Raw genomic sequence first — 16,306 nt, 5'->3', positions numbered from 1 at the left:
CAGGTGACGGGCCCGCCCACGGCGTCTGCTGGGATTCCCGGGTGACCGACGAGACCACCACCACGACCGCCTCGCCGCCCTGCCCCTGCGTGCTCTGCGACCCCGCCGCCTCCGCGACCGTGCTCGCACGGGCGCGCCTGCGGCGGCGCTGGGCCACGCGGACGGCGCACGTGCGTGAGTACGGCTGGCACGTGGTCGGCGTGGGCGGCGGCGGGGAGGTGCCGGACTGGGCCTTCACGGTGGGCCTGTGGCACTCCTTCCGGCTCCCGGAGGTGGTCATGGCCGGCCTGGAGCTGCAGGGGATGATGCACTGGCTCAACGACGCCGCCGCGCTGCTGCGGGACGGCGCGCCGACCGCACCGGGCACGCTGCTGCCCGACGTCATCGAGGGCTACCGGCTGCGGATCGAGCCGGTGGACCCGAGCTGGCACGGGCCGCTGTTCGGCACGGCGGTCGGCTTCTACCGGCACGCGCCGGTCCCGTTCGTCCAGCTGGTCTGGCCGGACCGCGAGCACCGCTGGCCCGCCGACGAGCGGGCCACCCCGGGCTGCCGCGCGCAGCCGAGCCTGCACCTGCCGGTCACCGACCACCCCGAGGGCGCCTGGACCGAGGAGGCCGCCCGGGTATAGGCCCCCTCACAGCCCGGCGAGCAACGCGTTCAGCGGCGTCGGCCTGCCGGCCGCGCTCGAAGCGGCCGCGCTCGCCCTCGTCGCACTGCCCGGTCGGCCGCAGACCTCCCCGGTCACCCGGCCGCGGCGTCGGCGCGGGCCCGTCGCCAGGCGGATTCGCGCAGCAGGCGCAGCCCGTTGAGGCCGACGAGGACGGTGGAGCCCTCGTGGCCGAGGACGCCGAGCGGCAGCGGCAGGGTGGCGACCAGGTCCCAGACGATCAGGGTGGTGATGAACACCGAGGCGATGGCCAGGTTCTGCACGACGAAGGAGCGGGCCCGCCGGGAGAGCGCCACGACGGCCGGGACGGTGGCGAGTTCGTCGCGCACGATGACGGCGTCGGCGGTCTCCAGGGCGAGGTCGGAGCCGGCCCGGCCCATCGCGATGCCGGTGTGGGCGGCGGCGAGGGCGGGCGCGTCGTTGACGCCGTCGCCGACGACCAGCACCCTGCGGCCGGCGGCCTCCTGCTCGCGGACGGCGTCGACCTTGTCCTTCGGCAGCAGCCCGGCGCGCACGTCGGTGATGCCGACCTCGGCCGCGAGGTGGGCGGCGGCGCGCGGGTTGTCGCCGGTGAGCAGCGCGGGGGTGCGGCCGGTGAGGCGGGCCAGGGCGGCGACGGTCGCGGCGGCGTCGGGCCGCAGCCGGTCGGCGATGCCGAGCACGCCGACCGGGACGCCGTCCGCCTCGACCAGGACGGCGGTGCGGCCGGCCTCCTCCAGTTCGGCGGCGATGACGGCGGCGCGGGCGGCGGCGGAGTCGGCGCGGCCGTTGATCAGCCGGGCCGGGGTGCCGACCGCGACGATCCGGCCGTCGACGGCGGCGGTGACGCCGACGCCGGGGGTGGAGGCGAAGTCCTCGGCCGCGGCCAGGGCGAGGCCGCGGGTGCGGGCGGCGTCCACGACGGCGCGGGCGAGCGGGTGCTCGCTGGGGTGCTCGGCGGCCGCGGCCAGGGCGAGCAGGTCGTCCTCGGAGAAGCCGGAGCCCGCGAGGGGGCGCAGGTCGGTGACGCGCGGGGTGCCCTCGGTGAGGGTGCCGGTCTTGTCGAGCGCGACGGCGTCGGTCCGGCCGAGGCGTTCCATCACCACGGCGGACTTGACCAGTACGCCGTGCCGCCCGGCGTTGGCGATGGCGGAGAGCAGCGGCGGCATGGTGGCGAGCACGACGGCGCACGGCGAGGCGACGATCATGAAGGTCATGGCGCGCAGCAGCGAGCCGGTGAACGCGGCGCCGAAGGCCAGCGGCACGGCGAACACGGCGAGGGTCGCGGCGACCATGCCGAGCGAGTAGCGCTGCTCGACCTTCTCGATGAACAGCTGGGTGGGCGCCTTGGTCTCGGACGCCTCCTCGACCATCGCCACGATCCGGGCGATCACCGAGTCCGAGGCGTCCCGTTCGACCTTGACCCGCAGGGCGCCGGTGCCGTTGAGGGTGCCGGCGAAGACCTCGTCGCCGGCCCGCTTGGCGACGGGCAGCGGTTCGCCGGTGATGGTGGCCTGGTCGACCTCGCCGGCGCCGTCCAGCACCCGGCCGTCCGCGCCGATCCGTTCGCCGGGCCGGACCAGGAGCGTGTCGCCGACGGCCAGCCGCCCGGTCGGCACGCTCTCCTCGGTGCCGTCGTCCAGCAGCCGGGTGGCGGTGGCCGGGGCGAGGTCGAGCAGGCCGCGCACCGAGTCGGCGGTACGGGCGGTGGCCAGCGCCTCCAGCGCGCCGGAGGTGGCGAAGATGACGATCAGCAGCGCGCCGTCCATGAGCTGGCCGACCGCGGCGGCGCCGAGCGCGGCGACGATCATCAGCAGGTCGACGTCGAGGGTCCTCTCGCGCAGCGCCCGCAGGCCGGCCCAGGCGGGCTCCCAGCCGCCGGCGGCGTACGCGAGGGCGTAGAGCGGGCCCCAGGCCCAGCCGGGGGCGCCGGTGAGCTGGAGCGGCAGGGCGAGCAGGAACAGCGCGGTCGCGGCGGCGGCCCAGCGGGCTTCGGGCAGGGCGAACACCCGGGTGCGGCGGCGGGGTGCGGCGTCCGGGCGGGGCGGGGCCGGGGGTGCGGGGAGCACGGCCAGCGTGGAGGAGGACATGAGCGGGGAACCCTTCGGGGCACGGCGGGGCCGACGACCCACCCACCATACATGAACATATGAACGCTCCTTCATGCATGAGTTGTAGTATTGGCGACATGGGTCATGGAGCCGCCCCCTCGATCGCCGTCCCGCACACCCGCCTGGACGCCGTCAGCGCCGCCCGGGTGGCCACCACCCTGCAGGCCCTGGCCACCCCCTCGCGCCTGCTGATCCTCTCCCGACTGCGCGAAGGGCCCTGCGCCGCCACCGAACTGGCAGCCGAGGTCGGCCTGGAGCAGTCCGCCTGCTCGCACCAGCTGCGGCTGCTGCGCAACCTCGGCCTGGTCGTCGGGCAGCGCAACGGCCGCTCGGTCGTCTACGCGCTGTACGACAACCACGTGGCGGCGCTGCTCGACCAGGCCGTCTACCACATCGAGCACCTGCGGCTGGGGCTCAGCGACGCCCCCGACGAGGCGGACGCGGACGCCGCCGCCGACTGAGCCCGGACCGACGGAGGGTCAGCCCGCCACCCACGGCGCCTCCGGGAGCTTCGCGGCGGCGTCGCGCCCGCCGAAGTCGATCGAGGTCGGGGTGCCCAGGCCCGCCATCCGCATGGTGACCCGGCGCAGGCCGCCGTCGCCGTCCAGCCAGTAGGTGAGCGGGGAGCGGCCGCCGTCCGGGGCCGAGCCCTGGGCGCGCGGGCCCGCGAAGCGGTCGTAGTCGCGCCCGTCGATCCGGTCCCGGCCGAGCCAGCGGGCGCCGGACTGGGCCAGCAGCAGCGGGTTGTCGGGCCGGTCCGCGCCGAGCTGGACGAGCAGTTGGAGGCCGGCGTCGAGCGGGTCCGTGGTGTAGGAGCGCGGGGACCAGCCGGGCCGGGGCACGTGCTCGGCCTGCTCCCAGGGCTGCCCCGGCACCCCGGCCGGCGCGGGGGCCAGGCCGAGGCCGCCGGTGTCCCAGACGATCAGACCCTCGTCGGTGCGCGGGCCGGGCGTGGTTCCGGCCGTGGTTCCGGCCGTGCTCCCGGTCGATGGCTCGACGGCCGGCCCGGCCTGCCGGGCGGGCGGGGTCGCGCCACCGGGGCCGGTGATCCGGTAGCTGCCGACGCCGTGGTGGGTGCGGTAGTCCAGGACGCCCGTCACCTGGATCCGCACCCCGCTGCCCTCGTCGGCGGTGAGGGTGACGGCCACCGGGCTGGCCTGGTAGAGGTTCAGCCGGGACAGCGCGAGCCGGGAGGCCTCGTCGACCGTCACCGGGCGCTCACCCGCCTCGTCGGAGACCGTCCGGTAGACGGCCAGCCCGCCCGCCGCGCCGCCGCACACCGCGACCGCGACCAGCGCCCCGAGCCAGCGGCGGCGCCGGCGCGGCCGGGCCCGGTCGGCGGCCGACTTCTTCGTCGGCGCCGACGCCGCGCCCGGCTTCGGCGCAGCGCCCGGCTTCGGCGTCGCGCTGGACTTCGGCTTCGGCTTCGGCGCAGCACTCGGCGTCGCGCGGGGCTTCGGATCCTGCTTCGCGCTCGGCTTCGGGGGCTTGGCCATGGACGTGCCTTTCCTCAGGGGTCGTACGGGTCTCGACGTTCGGGCGGGGCACGGGCGCGCACAGCACTCGGGCGGGTTCCCGGACCGGTGGTCCGGGAACCCGCCCGAGCGGGGTCGGTCGGCCTCGGTCAGACCCGATCAGCTTGCACCGGGTCCGGCCGTCCGCCCGTTCAGCGGCGCTGGGAGCGGCGCCTGCGGGACACGGCCAGCAGGACCGTGCCGAGGCCGGTGAAGGCCACGGCACCCGCCAGCGCCATCGGAACCCCCTCGCCCGCCCCGGTGTTAGGCAGGCGACCGCCGGGCGCGGGCGCCTGCGGAGCCGGTTCGACCGGGGGTGCCGGGGTGGTCGGGGTGGTCGGTTCCGGCGTCGGGGTCGGCGTCGGCGTCGGGGTGGGCGTGGGAGTGGGAGTGGGCGTCGGGATCAGCCGGTTGACGGCCGTCACCTCGGCCCCCGCCTCCAGGTTGTCCGGCGTCAGCACCAGCGGCCCGAAGACCGTGGAGTCCGGCGCCGCGTAACCCGCGGGCGGGCTCAGCTCCTGCCAGTAGTACGTCCCCGGCAGTCCGCTGCCCCGGCAGAGGCCGTCCGCCCCGGTGGTGCAGGGGTCGCCGACCTTGGTGTCGGGTTTGTCGCCGGTCGGCTGGAGGCCGTCCGTCCCGTTGGAGTCCTTCCACAGCTGGAACTTCGCGCCGGCCAGCGGCTTGCCGTCCTGGTCGTGCTTCAGCAGCCGGAGGACGCCCTCCTGCTGGCGGAAGCCGAAGTCGTAGGTGTGGTTGTTCTCGCCCGGCCCGCCGGTGGTCAGCGCCTTCTCCGGGTACTTCCCGCCGGCCGGTACGACGCCCTTGGAGTCGACGAAGTGGTTCTCGCCGACGTTCGCCTCCGTGGGCACCCACTGGTAGAGCGGCCCGCCCTTGGCGTAGTCCGCCGGATTGTCCAGCTTGACGGTGTACTTGGCCCTCGGCTTGAGTCCGCCGTCGACGTTCGAGTCGTCGAAGTAGTACTCGCCGCGGGCCGTCGTCTTCGTCGTGCCGACCAGCTTGCCCGACTCGTCGTAGAGGTGGACGGTCGCACCCTCCACCGGACGCTGGCTCGGGCTCTGCAGGCCCTTGCGCTCCGGGTCGTACCAGACCCGGTTGCCGATCTGCAGCGGCGCCTGGTCGCACAGCGCTTCGAGGTCGCCCATCGAGGCGCCCTTGCCGAACGGCGGGTACGTCCCCGTCTGGTACGGCGGGTTCAGCTGCAGCCCGTACTTCGGGTCGCGCTTGCCGTCCCGCTGGACGAACATCGTGCCGTAGCCGAACGCCGCGTTGTTCGGGTCGAACCCGGAGAGCGCGATGGTGTTCTCGACCCTCGAGAGCGCCATCCCGGCCATACCGGCGTTGCGGTGCCCGACCAGGCTGCTGGTGTCGAAGAACCGGCCGGGCCCACCGGGCAGCGCGCAGCCGCCGTTGGTGTCCAGCACGTACGAACCGCCCGACAGGCAGGCCTTGTCGAGGTCGCCGCCGGGCAGCACCCGGGCCATCGAGGCACCGGTCGGGTCGGCCGCCGACATGTCGCCGAAGCGGTCGCGGAAGGCGACCAGCATCGAGCCGTCGGTCTCGAAGCCGATCTCGCCGATCTGCGGTTCCGGGTTGGCGATGTAGCCGGTGGCGCAGCTGGTGCCGTTCTGGGTGGCCGGGAAGGTGTCCTGCCAGGGGAACCAGCCGGCGCCGTCGCAGGGGTTGCCGGCGCCGGTCGTGGAGCCGCGCTTGTAGTCCAGGCGCTGGTCCAGCACCGGCTTCTGGAACGCGCCGGTGCCCAGGTCGAAGGGCAGCACGACCGCCCGCAGGTCGGCCGCCTTGCCCGTCGACTCGCCCGAGCACACGCCGCCCAAGTAGCCGACGCCGTCCTGCAGTCCGAGGCCGAACGGCCGCCAGTCCCCGGCCGCCGGGCAGCCCGGGTCGGGGATCGGGTACGCGGCCTTCGGCGCGGCCGCGGTCGCCGCGCTCGCGTCGTACCGGTACAGCTTCCGGTCGTTGAGGTTGACGACGAACAGGTCCTTGCCGTCGTCGGTGACCTTGATCCCGCCCAGGCTCTCCTTGCCGGGCGCCGCCAGGAAGCCCTCGTCGGTGCCCGAACCGTGCTTCGTGTCACCGGCGTTGGGGACGGTCGTCCACAGCGCGGTGGTCTTCGTCGCCGGGTCGGTGACGTAGATCCCACCGGGCCCGCCCGGGCCGTAGTCGGTGGTGCGCTTGGCCTCGGCGGCGGAGAACACCCGCTTGTCGGCCCGGTTCCAGGCGATGCCGTAGAGGTTGCCGGTCTCCGCGTCCGTCGCGATGTTCGTGACGTGGGCGTCGACACCGTCCTGGCCGCGCGTGTCGTACGGGAACGAGACCAGCGAGCGCGCCGACTTGCCCTCGCGGGGAGGGTGCTGGCAGGTCGTCACCAGGGTCGCGTTCTTCTGGCAGTAGTCCCCCGGGTTCCACAGGCCGGTGGTGTACTTCTCGTCCTTGCCGCCGGAGAGGTCGACGAACTCCTCGTTGCTGGACAGCTGGTAGGGCTTTCCGGCCAGCCCCTGGCGGGAGGCGAAGGCCGGGAACAGCACCCCCGGCTTCGGGTTCATGACCTGCACCCGGTACTTGCCGCCGGTGAGCTTCGATCCGGCCGGCGACAGCGTCACCGTGCCATCGGCCGCCGTCACCCCCTCGATCCCCGCCCCGGCGTCGTCCGTGAGGGCCACCTCCACGCCCCCCATGCCCGGCTCCAGTCCGGGCGTCCACACCCCGCTCGCGTCCACGGCCCGCACCACCTTGACCGTGACCGACCCGTCGCCGCTCTGCGGGAAGGCCGCCGGGGCCGCCGCGAGCGAGCAGCCGGCTATGCCGACCGCGAGCGCCGCCACCCGGGCCGCGGCGCGACGGCCGGGTAAGCCCGCCCGCCGCTCCGGCCGGCGCGCGGCGCCGTTCTCCTGTTCGTCCGTAGTCGTCATCCCTGCTCTCATGACCGCGTTGGGCCTACCGCCCGGATCCCGCAAAGGAGTTCGCGAAGTGGCGGAAAGCCGCCGTTGATTAACGGAATCTTAAAGGCACGTCACACAACTTCGCGCCCGAATCGGGAACTTTGACGGATTGTCGGACGTAGCACGGAAGGGCGCGTTCCGATCACGCGCGCCGAGAACGCGCGCCGGTCCGTGCGCCCCCTTCCGCACCAGCAGCGGCCGCACGGACCGCCGATGGCGCACCCGCTCGTCACCCGCTTCGCCCCGGGGACCGGCTGACACCGGGGCCGCACCTGGACGACCGACCGGGCCGTCCGGGTGCCTCCGCACCGATCGCTCCTCGGCGCCGTAGGCTCCCGGGAAGCGGCCGCGCCGACGCCCGGCCGCCGGCCCCGGTCCCCGATCCCCGGTCCCCGATCCTCGTGGAGCACTCCGTGTCCGACGCCGCCCCGGAAGCCCGAGCCCTCGCCGAACTGCGGGCGGCCCTGACCGAGTCCGGCGCCGGGCACGACGCCACGGCCCGCGCCATGGACGTCACCTCCCACACCATCACCGGCTGGAAGCTCTCCCGGCCCGTTGCGGACCGCTACGACCTCGCGATCGACTTCGCCTGGCAGGGCATCAGCCCCACGGACCGGCCGATGACCGCCCGTACCCACCACGCGTGGTCGCTGACCGAGGACGGCACGAGGTTCCCCCGCCTCCGCTCCTTCGTCTCGACCGTCCTCCGGCCCTTCGCCCCGGCGACGGCCGCCGAGGCCCTGGCCGACCTGCGCTCCTGCCAGGCCGCGTCCGACCCCGCGTAGGGCCTGCCGATGAGCGCGCTCCACCTCGGCGTCGACGCGGGCGGCAGCCTCACCCGCGCCGCCGTCGTCGACGCCGCGGGCACCGTCCTCGGGCGCGGCGAGGCCCCCGGCGCCAACCCCGCCGGGGAGGGCGCCGAGCACGCGCAGGCCCGGCTGGCCGAGGCCGTCGCGGCCGCGCTCGGACCGTACGGGCCCGGCGCGGTCGCCTCCTGCCTGGTCGGGCTCGCCGGGCTCCCCGCCCTCGCCGATCCGGACGCCTTCGCCGCGCGCTTCCGGACGGCCTGCCGGCTCCGCTGCCCGGTGCGCCTGGTGCCCGACGCCGTGCCCGCCCTCGCCTCCGGCGGCGTCGACGACGGCTGCGGCACGGTGCTGATCGCCGGCACGGGCACGATCTGCGTCCGCCTCGACGGCTGGCGCACGACGGCGCGCAGCGGCGGACTCGGCTGGCTGCTCGGCGACGAGGGCGGCGGCTTCTGGCTCGGCCGCGAGGCCCTCCGGCACGCCCACGCCGACCCGGGCGGCGCACTCGGCGCCGCCGTCCGCGCGCACTGCGCCGCCGACTCGCCCGAGGACCTGCTCCGCTGGGCCTACGCCGGGCCCCCACGCCGACTCGCCGCGCTCGCCCCGCTGGTCTCCCGGCTCGCGGCCGGCGGCGACCCCGCCGCGCTCGCCGTGGCGCACGCCGCCGCCGACCACCTGGCGGCCCTGGTCCGCGCCACCGCCGTACCCGGCCGGCCGCTGGTCCTCACCGGCTCGGTGGCCGACAGCCCGGGCCCGATCCGCGACCGGCTGCGGCACCTGCTCGCCGACCTGGCCCCGCGGGCGCCCCGCACCGACGCCGCCGCGGCCGCGGCACGGCTCGGCCGCCGCCTGCCGTGAGACGGCCCCCGGACGCCCCGGACGACCGGGGCCGCGCGCGCCGATGAGAGGGTGTCAGCTGCACCGCCTGATCAGCTGCACCGCCCGATCAGCTGCACCGCCCGACCCGCAGCTCCAGCTCAACGGAGGAGAACCCCCGGCATGGCCGTCATCCACCAGACCGAACTCAGGCCCACCAAGCTCGAGTTGCTCACCGCCTGGCTGCCCACCCGCCGCTGGTACGTCGGCGGCGGCGCGGGCGGGCCGGAGCTCGCCAAGGCCGGCGGCTTCCGGCTGGACGACCCGCAGGGCGAGGTCGGGATCGAGTTCCTGGCGGTCACCGACGGCTCCGGCGCCGAGCCGGTCACCTACCTGGTGCCGTTCAGCTACCGCGGCGCCCCGCTGGACGGCGCGGAGCACGCCCTCGTCGGCACCATGGAGCACGGGGTGCTCGGGCGGCGCTGGGCCTACGACGGCTGCCAGGACCCGGTGCTGGTCGCCGAGTTGCTCGCCCTGATCGAGGGCCGGGCGCCGGCCCAGGACCAGAACGCCTCCGACACCCCGTGCCGCGAGGTCACCCGCTCCTACCGCGGCCGCGGCCTCACCGGCACCCCGACCGCCGGGGCCGCCGGGGCCATCGGGGCCACGCGGGCCACCGACGACCGGGACGGCACCGCGCTGACCGCCCCGGACGGCGGCACCCTGCGCCTGCGCCGTGTCCTGCGCCCCGCCGAGGACGGCGACGCGCTCCCGCCGTCGCACGCCACCGGCCACCTCGCCGGCGCCTGGCAGCTCCCGGACGGCACCCGCGCCCGGGGCCTGTTCGCGGTCCTCACCCCGGCCACCGCGTAGGACCGGCCCCTGCCGTGGGAGCGGCCCCGGCGCCGGGGCCGCTCCCACGGGCGGAGGCCACGTCCTCTACGCTCCCGCTGTGCAGAATCCCCCCACCGCGCCCGAGGCCTTCGCCGAGCTGGTGGCGGCGTTCCCGGCCCACCTCGCGGAGGACGTGCGGGCGGTCGCCGCCAGGATCCCGAGCCCCACGTACGCGTCCATGGAGCCGTTCTCGGTCGAGGTGTGCGGCGAGCGCGTCGCCATCCCGTACCGGATCCACCTCCCCGAGCCGCCCGGCGCCCCGGAGCGGTCCCTCACCGGGACACAGCGGGCGATCCTGCACTGCCTGTACACCCGGAACAGTGACGGGCGGGTCCGCCAGCGCCACCTGGAGCAGGTGCTCGGCTCCACCGAGCCCTGGGTCGTCCCGTTCGTGCTCCAGCTGGTCGGCGAGTACGTCCTGGAGATCCTGGAAGCCGTCCGGGGTGGCCTGCCCGGCCTCGCCGACCCGGCCTCCGCCCACCGGCGGCTCTACGGGGACTTCATCGCCCGCAACCCGCGCTTCTTCGGCCGGACCGAGCGCCGCGTGGTGAGCTACTGGGCCTGCTACTACCGGCGCCGGTACCCGGAGTTCGCGGCCTACCCGGGCAGTCTGCTCGTCAAGTCCCTGCGTCGGGCCGCCGCCGACCAGCCACACTGAAGCCGGTCGGCGCGGCCGCGCGCACCCCTCGTGGCGCGCGGCCGCACCGGCAGGCCCCCGCCGTCACGGCAGGAAGCGCACCTCCGGGAAGGCCCGGGACGGGCCGTCCAGCAGGTGGCCTCGGCGGTGCCGGAGGTGGAGGTCGAAGAAGGCGAGCGGGTAGGCCTGCTGGATGCGGACGGCGCGGGCCGGGTCCAGGGTGCCGGTCCAGTCGCGCAGGTCCTCGTCGCTCATCCCGACCACCTTGGCCAGCTGCGGGACCAGCACCTGGGTGTCGCCGTAGGACGGGTGGGCCGCGCCCTCGGCCTGGACGGCGAGCCGCCAGCCGCGCAGGTGGGACCAGAAGCCGGCCACGCTGGGCGAGGCGGCGGGGGTGTTCACGGCCGTCATCAGCATGAACGGCCGGTCGAGGTCGTCGGTGATGTCGGGCAGCATCGGGCCGTCGAGGCTCAGCCCGGCCAGCACCCGCCGGTCGGCGAGCATCAGGCGGGCGGTGGCCGTCCCGCCCTTGGACCAGCCGAACATGCCGATCCGGCGCGGGTCGATCGCCTCGCTCAGGCCCTCGGGCAGCGGTCGGCCGTCCGCGTCGGGGTTGTGTCCGGCGGCCAACTCCTCGATCCGGTCGAGGAGGTAGCGGATGTCGTCGGCGAAGTCGGCCGGGCCCATCTGGTGGTTCCGGTCGTGCAGCGGGGTGAGCACCCGGCCGTCCGGGAACTCGGTGACGGCGTCGTAGGTGTGGTCCAGCGTCACCACCACGTAGCCGTGGCTGGCGAGTTCCTGCACCATGACGGTGTGGTCGGCGCGGTAGCTGTGCGCGCCGTGCGAGTACAGGACGACCGGCCGCGGCCGGCCCGACCGGCGGACCGGGGCGCCCTGGCGGCCCGCCGTGAGCGGCGCCTCGACGAGGCCCGCCGGAACACCCAGCGAGGCCATCAGCGCGGCCATCGTGCCGGCGGGCACCCAGGGCGCCACCGGGTAGCGCTCGGCGGCGTCGCGCTCGACCTCCCGGGCGGGGTACCAGACGCTCGCCATCAGCTCGCGGTGCTTGCCGGGGCCCGCGACCGGGTCCGGCCGGGTGGTGTCGACCAGGTGCAGCTCGACCGTGCCCACCGGGTACGGCCCGGTCGGCGCGGGCAGCGTGGGCCGCACCGGGCCGGTCGAGCCCGCCGAGCCCGCCGAGCCCGCCGTGCCCGCGGCTCCGGTGCCGGCCGAGTCCGCCCGGGCCGGCGCCGCGAGGCCGAGCGGCAGGGCCGCCCCGGCCGCGCCGGCCGCCAACGCGGCTCCGGCTCCGACTCTGACGCCGGCTCCCAGCATCCGACGTCGCGTCATGGTGCTCCGCCGGTCGGTGAACGGTGTGCTCGTCACGGCCCCTCCCTGGGTCTGCTGAACGGAACCGGGCCGCACCGACCGACCCCCGGCCGGGGTCGGGCTCGTGCGGCGGCCCACCCGGAACGCTGTCACGCGCCGGGGCTCCGGATCATCCACCCACCGGATGCACTCCGCCGGGGTGGTGGGCCCAGGGATGTACATCGCCGGGCCCACCCGCTCCCCCGCCGGGGTCACTCCAGCAGGCGGCCCATGTGGCCGTCGTCGGCGAGCATCGGCCAGAAGTGGGCGTCGGTGTCCCAGGCCTCCGGGTCGAGCTCGCGCAGCGTCTCCTCGGCCACGCCGTCGAGGAGTTCGGTCGGGTCGAAGAGCGTCCAGCCCGCCGTGTCCTCCTCCTCGTCCCACCGCCTGCGCTCGGCGCGCAGCCGCTCGTACGTCCACAGCGTGTAGAGCAGCGCGGAGAGGTCGCGGTGCAGGTAGGCGGTGGGCTCCTCCTCGTCGGCCCAGTCGGGCAGTTCGACCCGCCCGGTGGCGCCGTCGAGGGCCACCACGAGGTCGTACGTCCAGCCGGCGAGGTTCAGGAAGCCCGCCTGGTGGGGGCGCACGCTGGCCTCCTCCCCGTCGCCGTCCGCCGGGTAGCCCTCCGGGTAGTCCTCCGCCATGGTGGTGAGCGGGCCCTCCGGGTCGACGTCGAGCATGCAGCGCGGGGCGACGGGCAGCCCGCAGGTGAGCAGCAGCCGACGCGTCGCCGGGTGGCTGAGCCGGGCGGGCAGCTCGTCCTCCGTGAAGCGGCGCACCTCGCCGCCGGTCAGCTCGGCCAGGTCCTCGACCAGCAGCGGGTCGATGACGTACGCGAGGCCGTCCGGGCCGCCCGGCCTGGCGCCGAAGGCGAGCGTGCGCACCAGCAGCGCCGTCTCCCAGTGCGCGGGCCGGTCGTCCGTGCGCCGGAACAGGTCCGGGTCGGTCTCGCGCATCTGCTCGCCGACGAGCCGGGCGATGACCGGGTGGGTGAGCGGCCCGCGCCGGATGTGGTTCTCGGCCTCCGGGTCCCGGGTCTGCTCGGCCAGGCCGGAGACGCCCTCGACGAAGCCGCACAGCTCGAACAGCATCGGCAGGCTGCTGGCGAGCGGCTCCCGGTCGAGCCCGCCGGAGCCGTCCGGGCAGCCGAGGTACACCTGCCCGTCCGCGCCGTCCAGCACCACCGCGGCGGGGGCCCAGCAGTCCGCGGCGTCGTAGCACGTCTCGCCGAGCACGAACAGGCGGTCGGCGCCCTCGACCGTGACGTCCTCGTACCAGGACGCGACGGTGCGCAGCTCCTCGGCCCGCAGCGCCTCGAAGTCCAGGTACGCGAGGACGCTGCCCTCCAGCGTGTAGCGCTCGGCCAGGAACTCCCGGCTGGGCTCGTGGGTGAGCCCGGCGGGCAGCGGCCGCCCGCCGGTGCCCGCCGCACCCGTCGTCGTCTTCGTGTCGGTCCCCATGGCCGCGCCCTCCTCCCCCCGCCGTCCGGCAGGTGATCCTCCATCGACGCGGCCGACCATAGCCGACCCCACTGACACCGCCCGCCCCACCGGCCACCACGGTCCGTCAGTCCGGGTCCCCCGGGGCGGCAATGGCATGCACGCCACTAGCCAACCGGCCAGTAGCGCCCCTACCGTCGGGTCCCCCGTGGCTTCGACGGAGGAGCACGCCATGCGCCTACGCCCCCACCCCCTCCGGTTCCCGGCCGCCGCCCTCGCGGCGGCCCTGTTCGCGACCGCGGCCCCCACCGCCGCCGCCGCGCCGAGCGCGACCACCACGACCGCCGCCCCCGACTACTGCGCCGCCCGCTGCGCCGACATCCTGCCGCCCGGCGAGAACGGCAACGCCACCCTCGCCGAGATCCTGCTGAACCGGATGTTCGGCTCCCGCCCCGCCCACACCGACGACCAGCTCGGCCCGTACGCCGCCCTCGCCTCCGGCTACCCGGGGCTGACCGAGGCCGGGCTGCGCGGCTTCTTCAACGACGCGTCCTTCGGCGTCCCCGCCGACCAGGTGGCCGGCACCACCAGCCCGCGCCCGGACGTCACCATCGTGCGCGACAAGGCCGCCGGCATCCCGCACATCACCGGCACCACCCGCTACGGCACCGAGTTCGGCGCGGGCTACGCCGCCGCGCAGGACCGGCTGTGGGTGATGGACCTGTTCCGGCACGTCGGCCGCGGCCAGCTGTCCGGCTTCGCGGGCGGCGCGGGCGCCAACCGGCAGCTGGAGCAGAGCTTCTGGCAGACCGCGCCGTACACCGAGGCCGAGCTGCAGCAGCAGATCGACGTCCTGGCGGCGCGCGGCGGCCGGGCCACCCAGGCGCTCGCGGACGCGAACGCCTACCTCGACGGCGTCAACCAGTACGCCCAACAGGCCTACAACGCCCGGACGTTCCCCGGCGAGTACGACCTCACCGGGCACATCGACGCGATCACCAACGCCGGGTCGATCGAGCCGTTCAAGCTGACCGACCTGGTCGCCCTCGCCTCGGTGGTCGGCGCGCTGTTCGGCGCCGGCGGCGGCGGTGAACTCGCCTCCGCCCAGGTCAAGTCGGCGGCCGAGGCCGCCTACGGCAAGGACGCCGGGGACGCGCTGTGGAAGTCGCTGCGCGAGGCCGACGACCCGGAGGCCGTGCGGACCCTGCACGACGGCCAGCAGTTCCCGTACGGGACCGTGCCGGACCACCCGCAGGGCGAGGCGGTGCCCGACCCGGGCTCGGTCGTCCCCGAGCGCCTGGTGTACGACGCCACCGGCTCGGCCGGCACGGCGGCCACCGCCGCGCCCGGCGTGCTGCCCGGGAACCTGCTCACCGCGAAGCACGGCATGTCCAACGCCCTGCTGGTGTCGGGCGCGCACACCGACGACGGCCACCCGGTGGCCGTGTTCGGCCCGCAGACCGGCTACTTCGCCCCGCAGCTGCTGATGCTGGAGGAGATCCAGGGGCCCGGGATCAGCGCCCGCGGCGCCGCCTTCGCCGGGCTCAGCTTCTACGTGCAGCTCGGCCGCGGCCAGGACTACGCGTGGAGCGCCACCTCGGCCGGGCAGGACATCACCGACACCTACGCCGTCCCGCTGTGCACCACGGACGGCTCGCCGGTCACCACCGCCGCCGACTTCTACCTCTGGCACGGCAGTTGCCTGCCCTTCGACCGGCTGGAACGCAAGGACGCGTGGGCGCCGACCACCGCCGACAACACCCCGGCCGGCTCCTACACCCTGGTGATGCGCCGCTCCAACTACGGCCTGGTGACGGCCCGCGGCACGGTCGGCGGCGCGCCCGTCGCGTTCACCTCGCTGCGCTCGACCTACCGGCACGAGGCCGACTCCATCATCGGCTTCCAGGAGTTGAACGACCCGGGCGCGGTGCACGATCCGGCGAGCTTCCAGCAGGCGGCGCAGGACATCAACTACACCTTCAACTGGTTCTACGCCGACTCCGCCCACATCGCCTACTACAACTCCGGCACCAACCCGGTGCGCGCCGCCGGGGTCGACGGCGGGCTGCCGGTCCTGGCCCGGCCCGCCTACGAGTGGGCCGACTTCGACCCGGCGACGAACACCGCCCGGTACACCCCGGCCGCCGAGCACCCGCAGTCCGTCGACCAGGACTACTACGTCTCGTGGAACAACAAGCAGGCCGCCGGGTTCACCTCGGCCGGCTTCGGCAACGGCTCGGTGCACCGCGCGAACCTGCTGGACGACCGGGTCAAGGCGCTGCTCAGGAACGGCGGGAAGGCGAGCCGGGTCTCGCTGACCCAGGCCATGGAGGGCGCGGCGCTGGCCGACCTGCGGGCCGAGGACGTGCTGCCCGACCTGATCCGGGTGCTGCGCAGCGCCCCGGTCACCGACCCGGGCGCGCTCGCCGCCCTGCAGCGGCTGGAGGGCTGGCTGGCGGACGGCGCCCAGCGGAAGGAGACCTCGCCCGGCAGCCACGCCTACGCGGACGCGGACGCGATCCGGGTGATGGACGCCTGGTGGCCGCTGGTGGCCGAGGGCGTGATGCGGCCGGGGCTCGGTGATCCGCTGTTCACCGCGCTGACCGGCGCGCTGCAGATCAACGAGTCCCCCTCGGGCGGGCAGAGCGGCCCGGTCTCCGGCGGCCCGGTGAGCGTCAACGAGTCGTCGCCGCACCGGGGTTCGGCCTTCCAGTACGGCTGGTGGAGCTACCTCGACAAGGACCTGCGCGGCGTGCTCGGCGATCCGGTGGCGGGGCCGCCGGCCCGCCCGTTCTGCGGCGGCGGCGACCTGGCGGCCTGCCGGGGCGTCCTGCTGGACACCCTCACGAAGGCGGCCGCCCAGACCTCCGCCCAGGTCTACCCGGGCGACGCGGGGTGCGGGGCGGGCGACCAGTGGTGCGCCGACTCGATCGTCCAGCGCCCGCTGGGCGGCGTCACGGACGCGGCGAGCACCTGGCAGAACCGCCCGACCTACCAGCAGGTGGTGCAGTTCCCGTCCCACCGGTGACGCGGCAGCCGTGACCCGACAGCGCTGACGCGACGGCGCCGGTGCCCCGTCCGACCCGGGCGGGGCACCGG

General features: G+C 75.6%; 12 protein-coding genes. 7 read left to right on the top strand and 5 right to left on the bottom strand.

All coding sequences use genetic code 11. The features are described 5' to 3' along the window. The first annotated feature begins 41 nt into the window (after positions 1-41). Complete coding sequence (locus tag AB2U05_RS29335) at positions 42-629, top strand: DUF4262 domain-containing protein (protein ID WP_369184705.1); 588 nt, start codon at positions 42-44, stop codon at positions 627-629. A gap of 113 nt (positions 630-742) precedes the next feature. Here AB2U05_RS29335 and AB2U05_RS29330 read toward each other — a convergent pair whose 3' ends face one another. After that, positions 743-2,737, bottom strand: a complete 1,995-nt coding sequence (locus AB2U05_RS29330) for a heavy metal translocating P-type ATPase (RefSeq protein WP_369184704.1) — start codon at positions 2,735-2,737, stop codon at positions 743-745. Between the two features lie 98 nt (positions 2,738-2,835). Here AB2U05_RS29330 and AB2U05_RS29325 point away from each other — a divergent pair, with 98 nt between their 5' ends. Further along, positions 2,836-3,219 carry an ArsR/SmtB family transcription factor gene (locus AB2U05_RS29325; protein WP_369184703.1) on the top strand — a complete coding sequence of 128 codons (384 nt, stop codon included), beginning with the start codon at positions 2,836-2,838 and terminating at the stop codon, positions 3,217-3,219. Between the two features lie 18 nt (positions 3,220-3,237). Here AB2U05_RS29325 and AB2U05_RS29320 read toward each other — a convergent pair whose 3' ends face one another. Beyond that, positions 3,238-4,254 (bottom strand): hypothetical protein, encoded by a 1,017-nt coding sequence (locus tag AB2U05_RS29320; protein ID WP_369184702.1) that lies wholly within the window; start codon positions 4,252-4,254, stop codon positions 3,238-3,240. A 170-nt stretch (positions 4,255-4,424) separates the two neighbouring features. After that, positions 4,425-7,220 (bottom strand): SdrD B-like domain-containing protein, encoded by a 2,796-nt coding sequence (locus tag AB2U05_RS29315; RefSeq protein ID WP_369184701.1) that lies wholly within the window; start codon positions 7,218-7,220, stop codon positions 4,425-4,427. Positions 7,221-7,663: 443 nt separating this feature from the next. Here AB2U05_RS29315 and AB2U05_RS29310 point away from each other — a divergent pair, with 443 nt between their 5' ends. The 4 genes from AB2U05_RS29310 to AB2U05_RS29295 all read left to right on the top strand — a co-directional run bounded on the left by AB2U05_RS29310 (position 7,664) and on the right by AB2U05_RS29295 (position 10,424). Continuing rightward, a complete protein-coding gene (locus tag AB2U05_RS29310; RefSeq protein WP_369184700.1) occupies positions 7,664-8,035 on the top strand; it encodes a hypothetical protein in 372 nt (123 codons plus the stop codon). A gap of 9 nt (positions 8,036-8,044) precedes the next feature. Next, positions 8,045-8,914, top strand: a complete 870-nt coding sequence (locus AB2U05_RS29305; protein ID WP_369184699.1) for an N-acetylglucosamine kinase — start codon at positions 8,045-8,047, stop codon at positions 8,912-8,914. A gap of 141 nt (positions 8,915-9,055) precedes the next feature. Then, entirely contained in the window at positions 9,056-9,745 is a 690-nt protein-coding gene (locus AB2U05_RS29300) for a 1,4-alpha-glucan branching protein (RefSeq protein WP_369184698.1), read from the top strand. 79 nt (positions 9,746-9,824) lie between these two features. Continuing rightward, a complete protein-coding gene (locus tag AB2U05_RS29295; protein WP_369184697.1) occupies positions 9,825-10,424 on the top strand; it encodes a hypothetical protein in 600 nt (199 codons plus the stop codon). 63 nt (positions 10,425-10,487) lie between these two features. Here AB2U05_RS29295 and AB2U05_RS29290 read toward each other — a convergent pair whose 3' ends face one another. Continuing rightward, the gene (locus AB2U05_RS29290; RefSeq protein ID WP_369184696.1) at positions 10,488-11,789 is read right to left on the bottom strand and encodes an alpha/beta hydrolase family protein; all 1,302 of its coding nucleotides are present in this window, start codon (positions 11,787-11,789) and stop codon (positions 10,488-10,490) included. A 194-nt stretch (positions 11,790-11,983) separates the two neighbouring features. Then, positions 11,984-13,228 carry an SUKH-4 family immunity protein gene (locus tag AB2U05_RS29285; protein WP_369184695.1) on the bottom strand — a complete coding sequence of 415 codons (1,245 nt, stop codon included), beginning with the start codon at positions 13,226-13,228 and terminating at the stop codon, positions 11,984-11,986. 211 nt (positions 13,229-13,439) lie between these two features. Here AB2U05_RS29285 and AB2U05_RS29280 point away from each other — a divergent pair, with 211 nt between their 5' ends. Beyond that, complete coding sequence (locus AB2U05_RS29280; protein ID WP_369184694.1) at positions 13,440-16,235, top strand: penicillin acylase family protein; 2,796 nt, start codon at positions 13,440-13,442, stop codon at positions 16,233-16,235. Positions 16,236-16,306: the final 71 nt, after the last annotated feature.

It is taken from the genome of Streptomyces sp. Y1 (assembly GCF_041053115.1).
In the GTDB taxonomy this organism is placed as follows: Bacteria; Actinomycetota; Actinomycetes; order Streptomycetales; family Streptomycetaceae; genus Kitasatospora; species Kitasatospora rubellomurina.
This window is presented reverse-complemented; position numbering and strand designations above follow the sequence as displayed.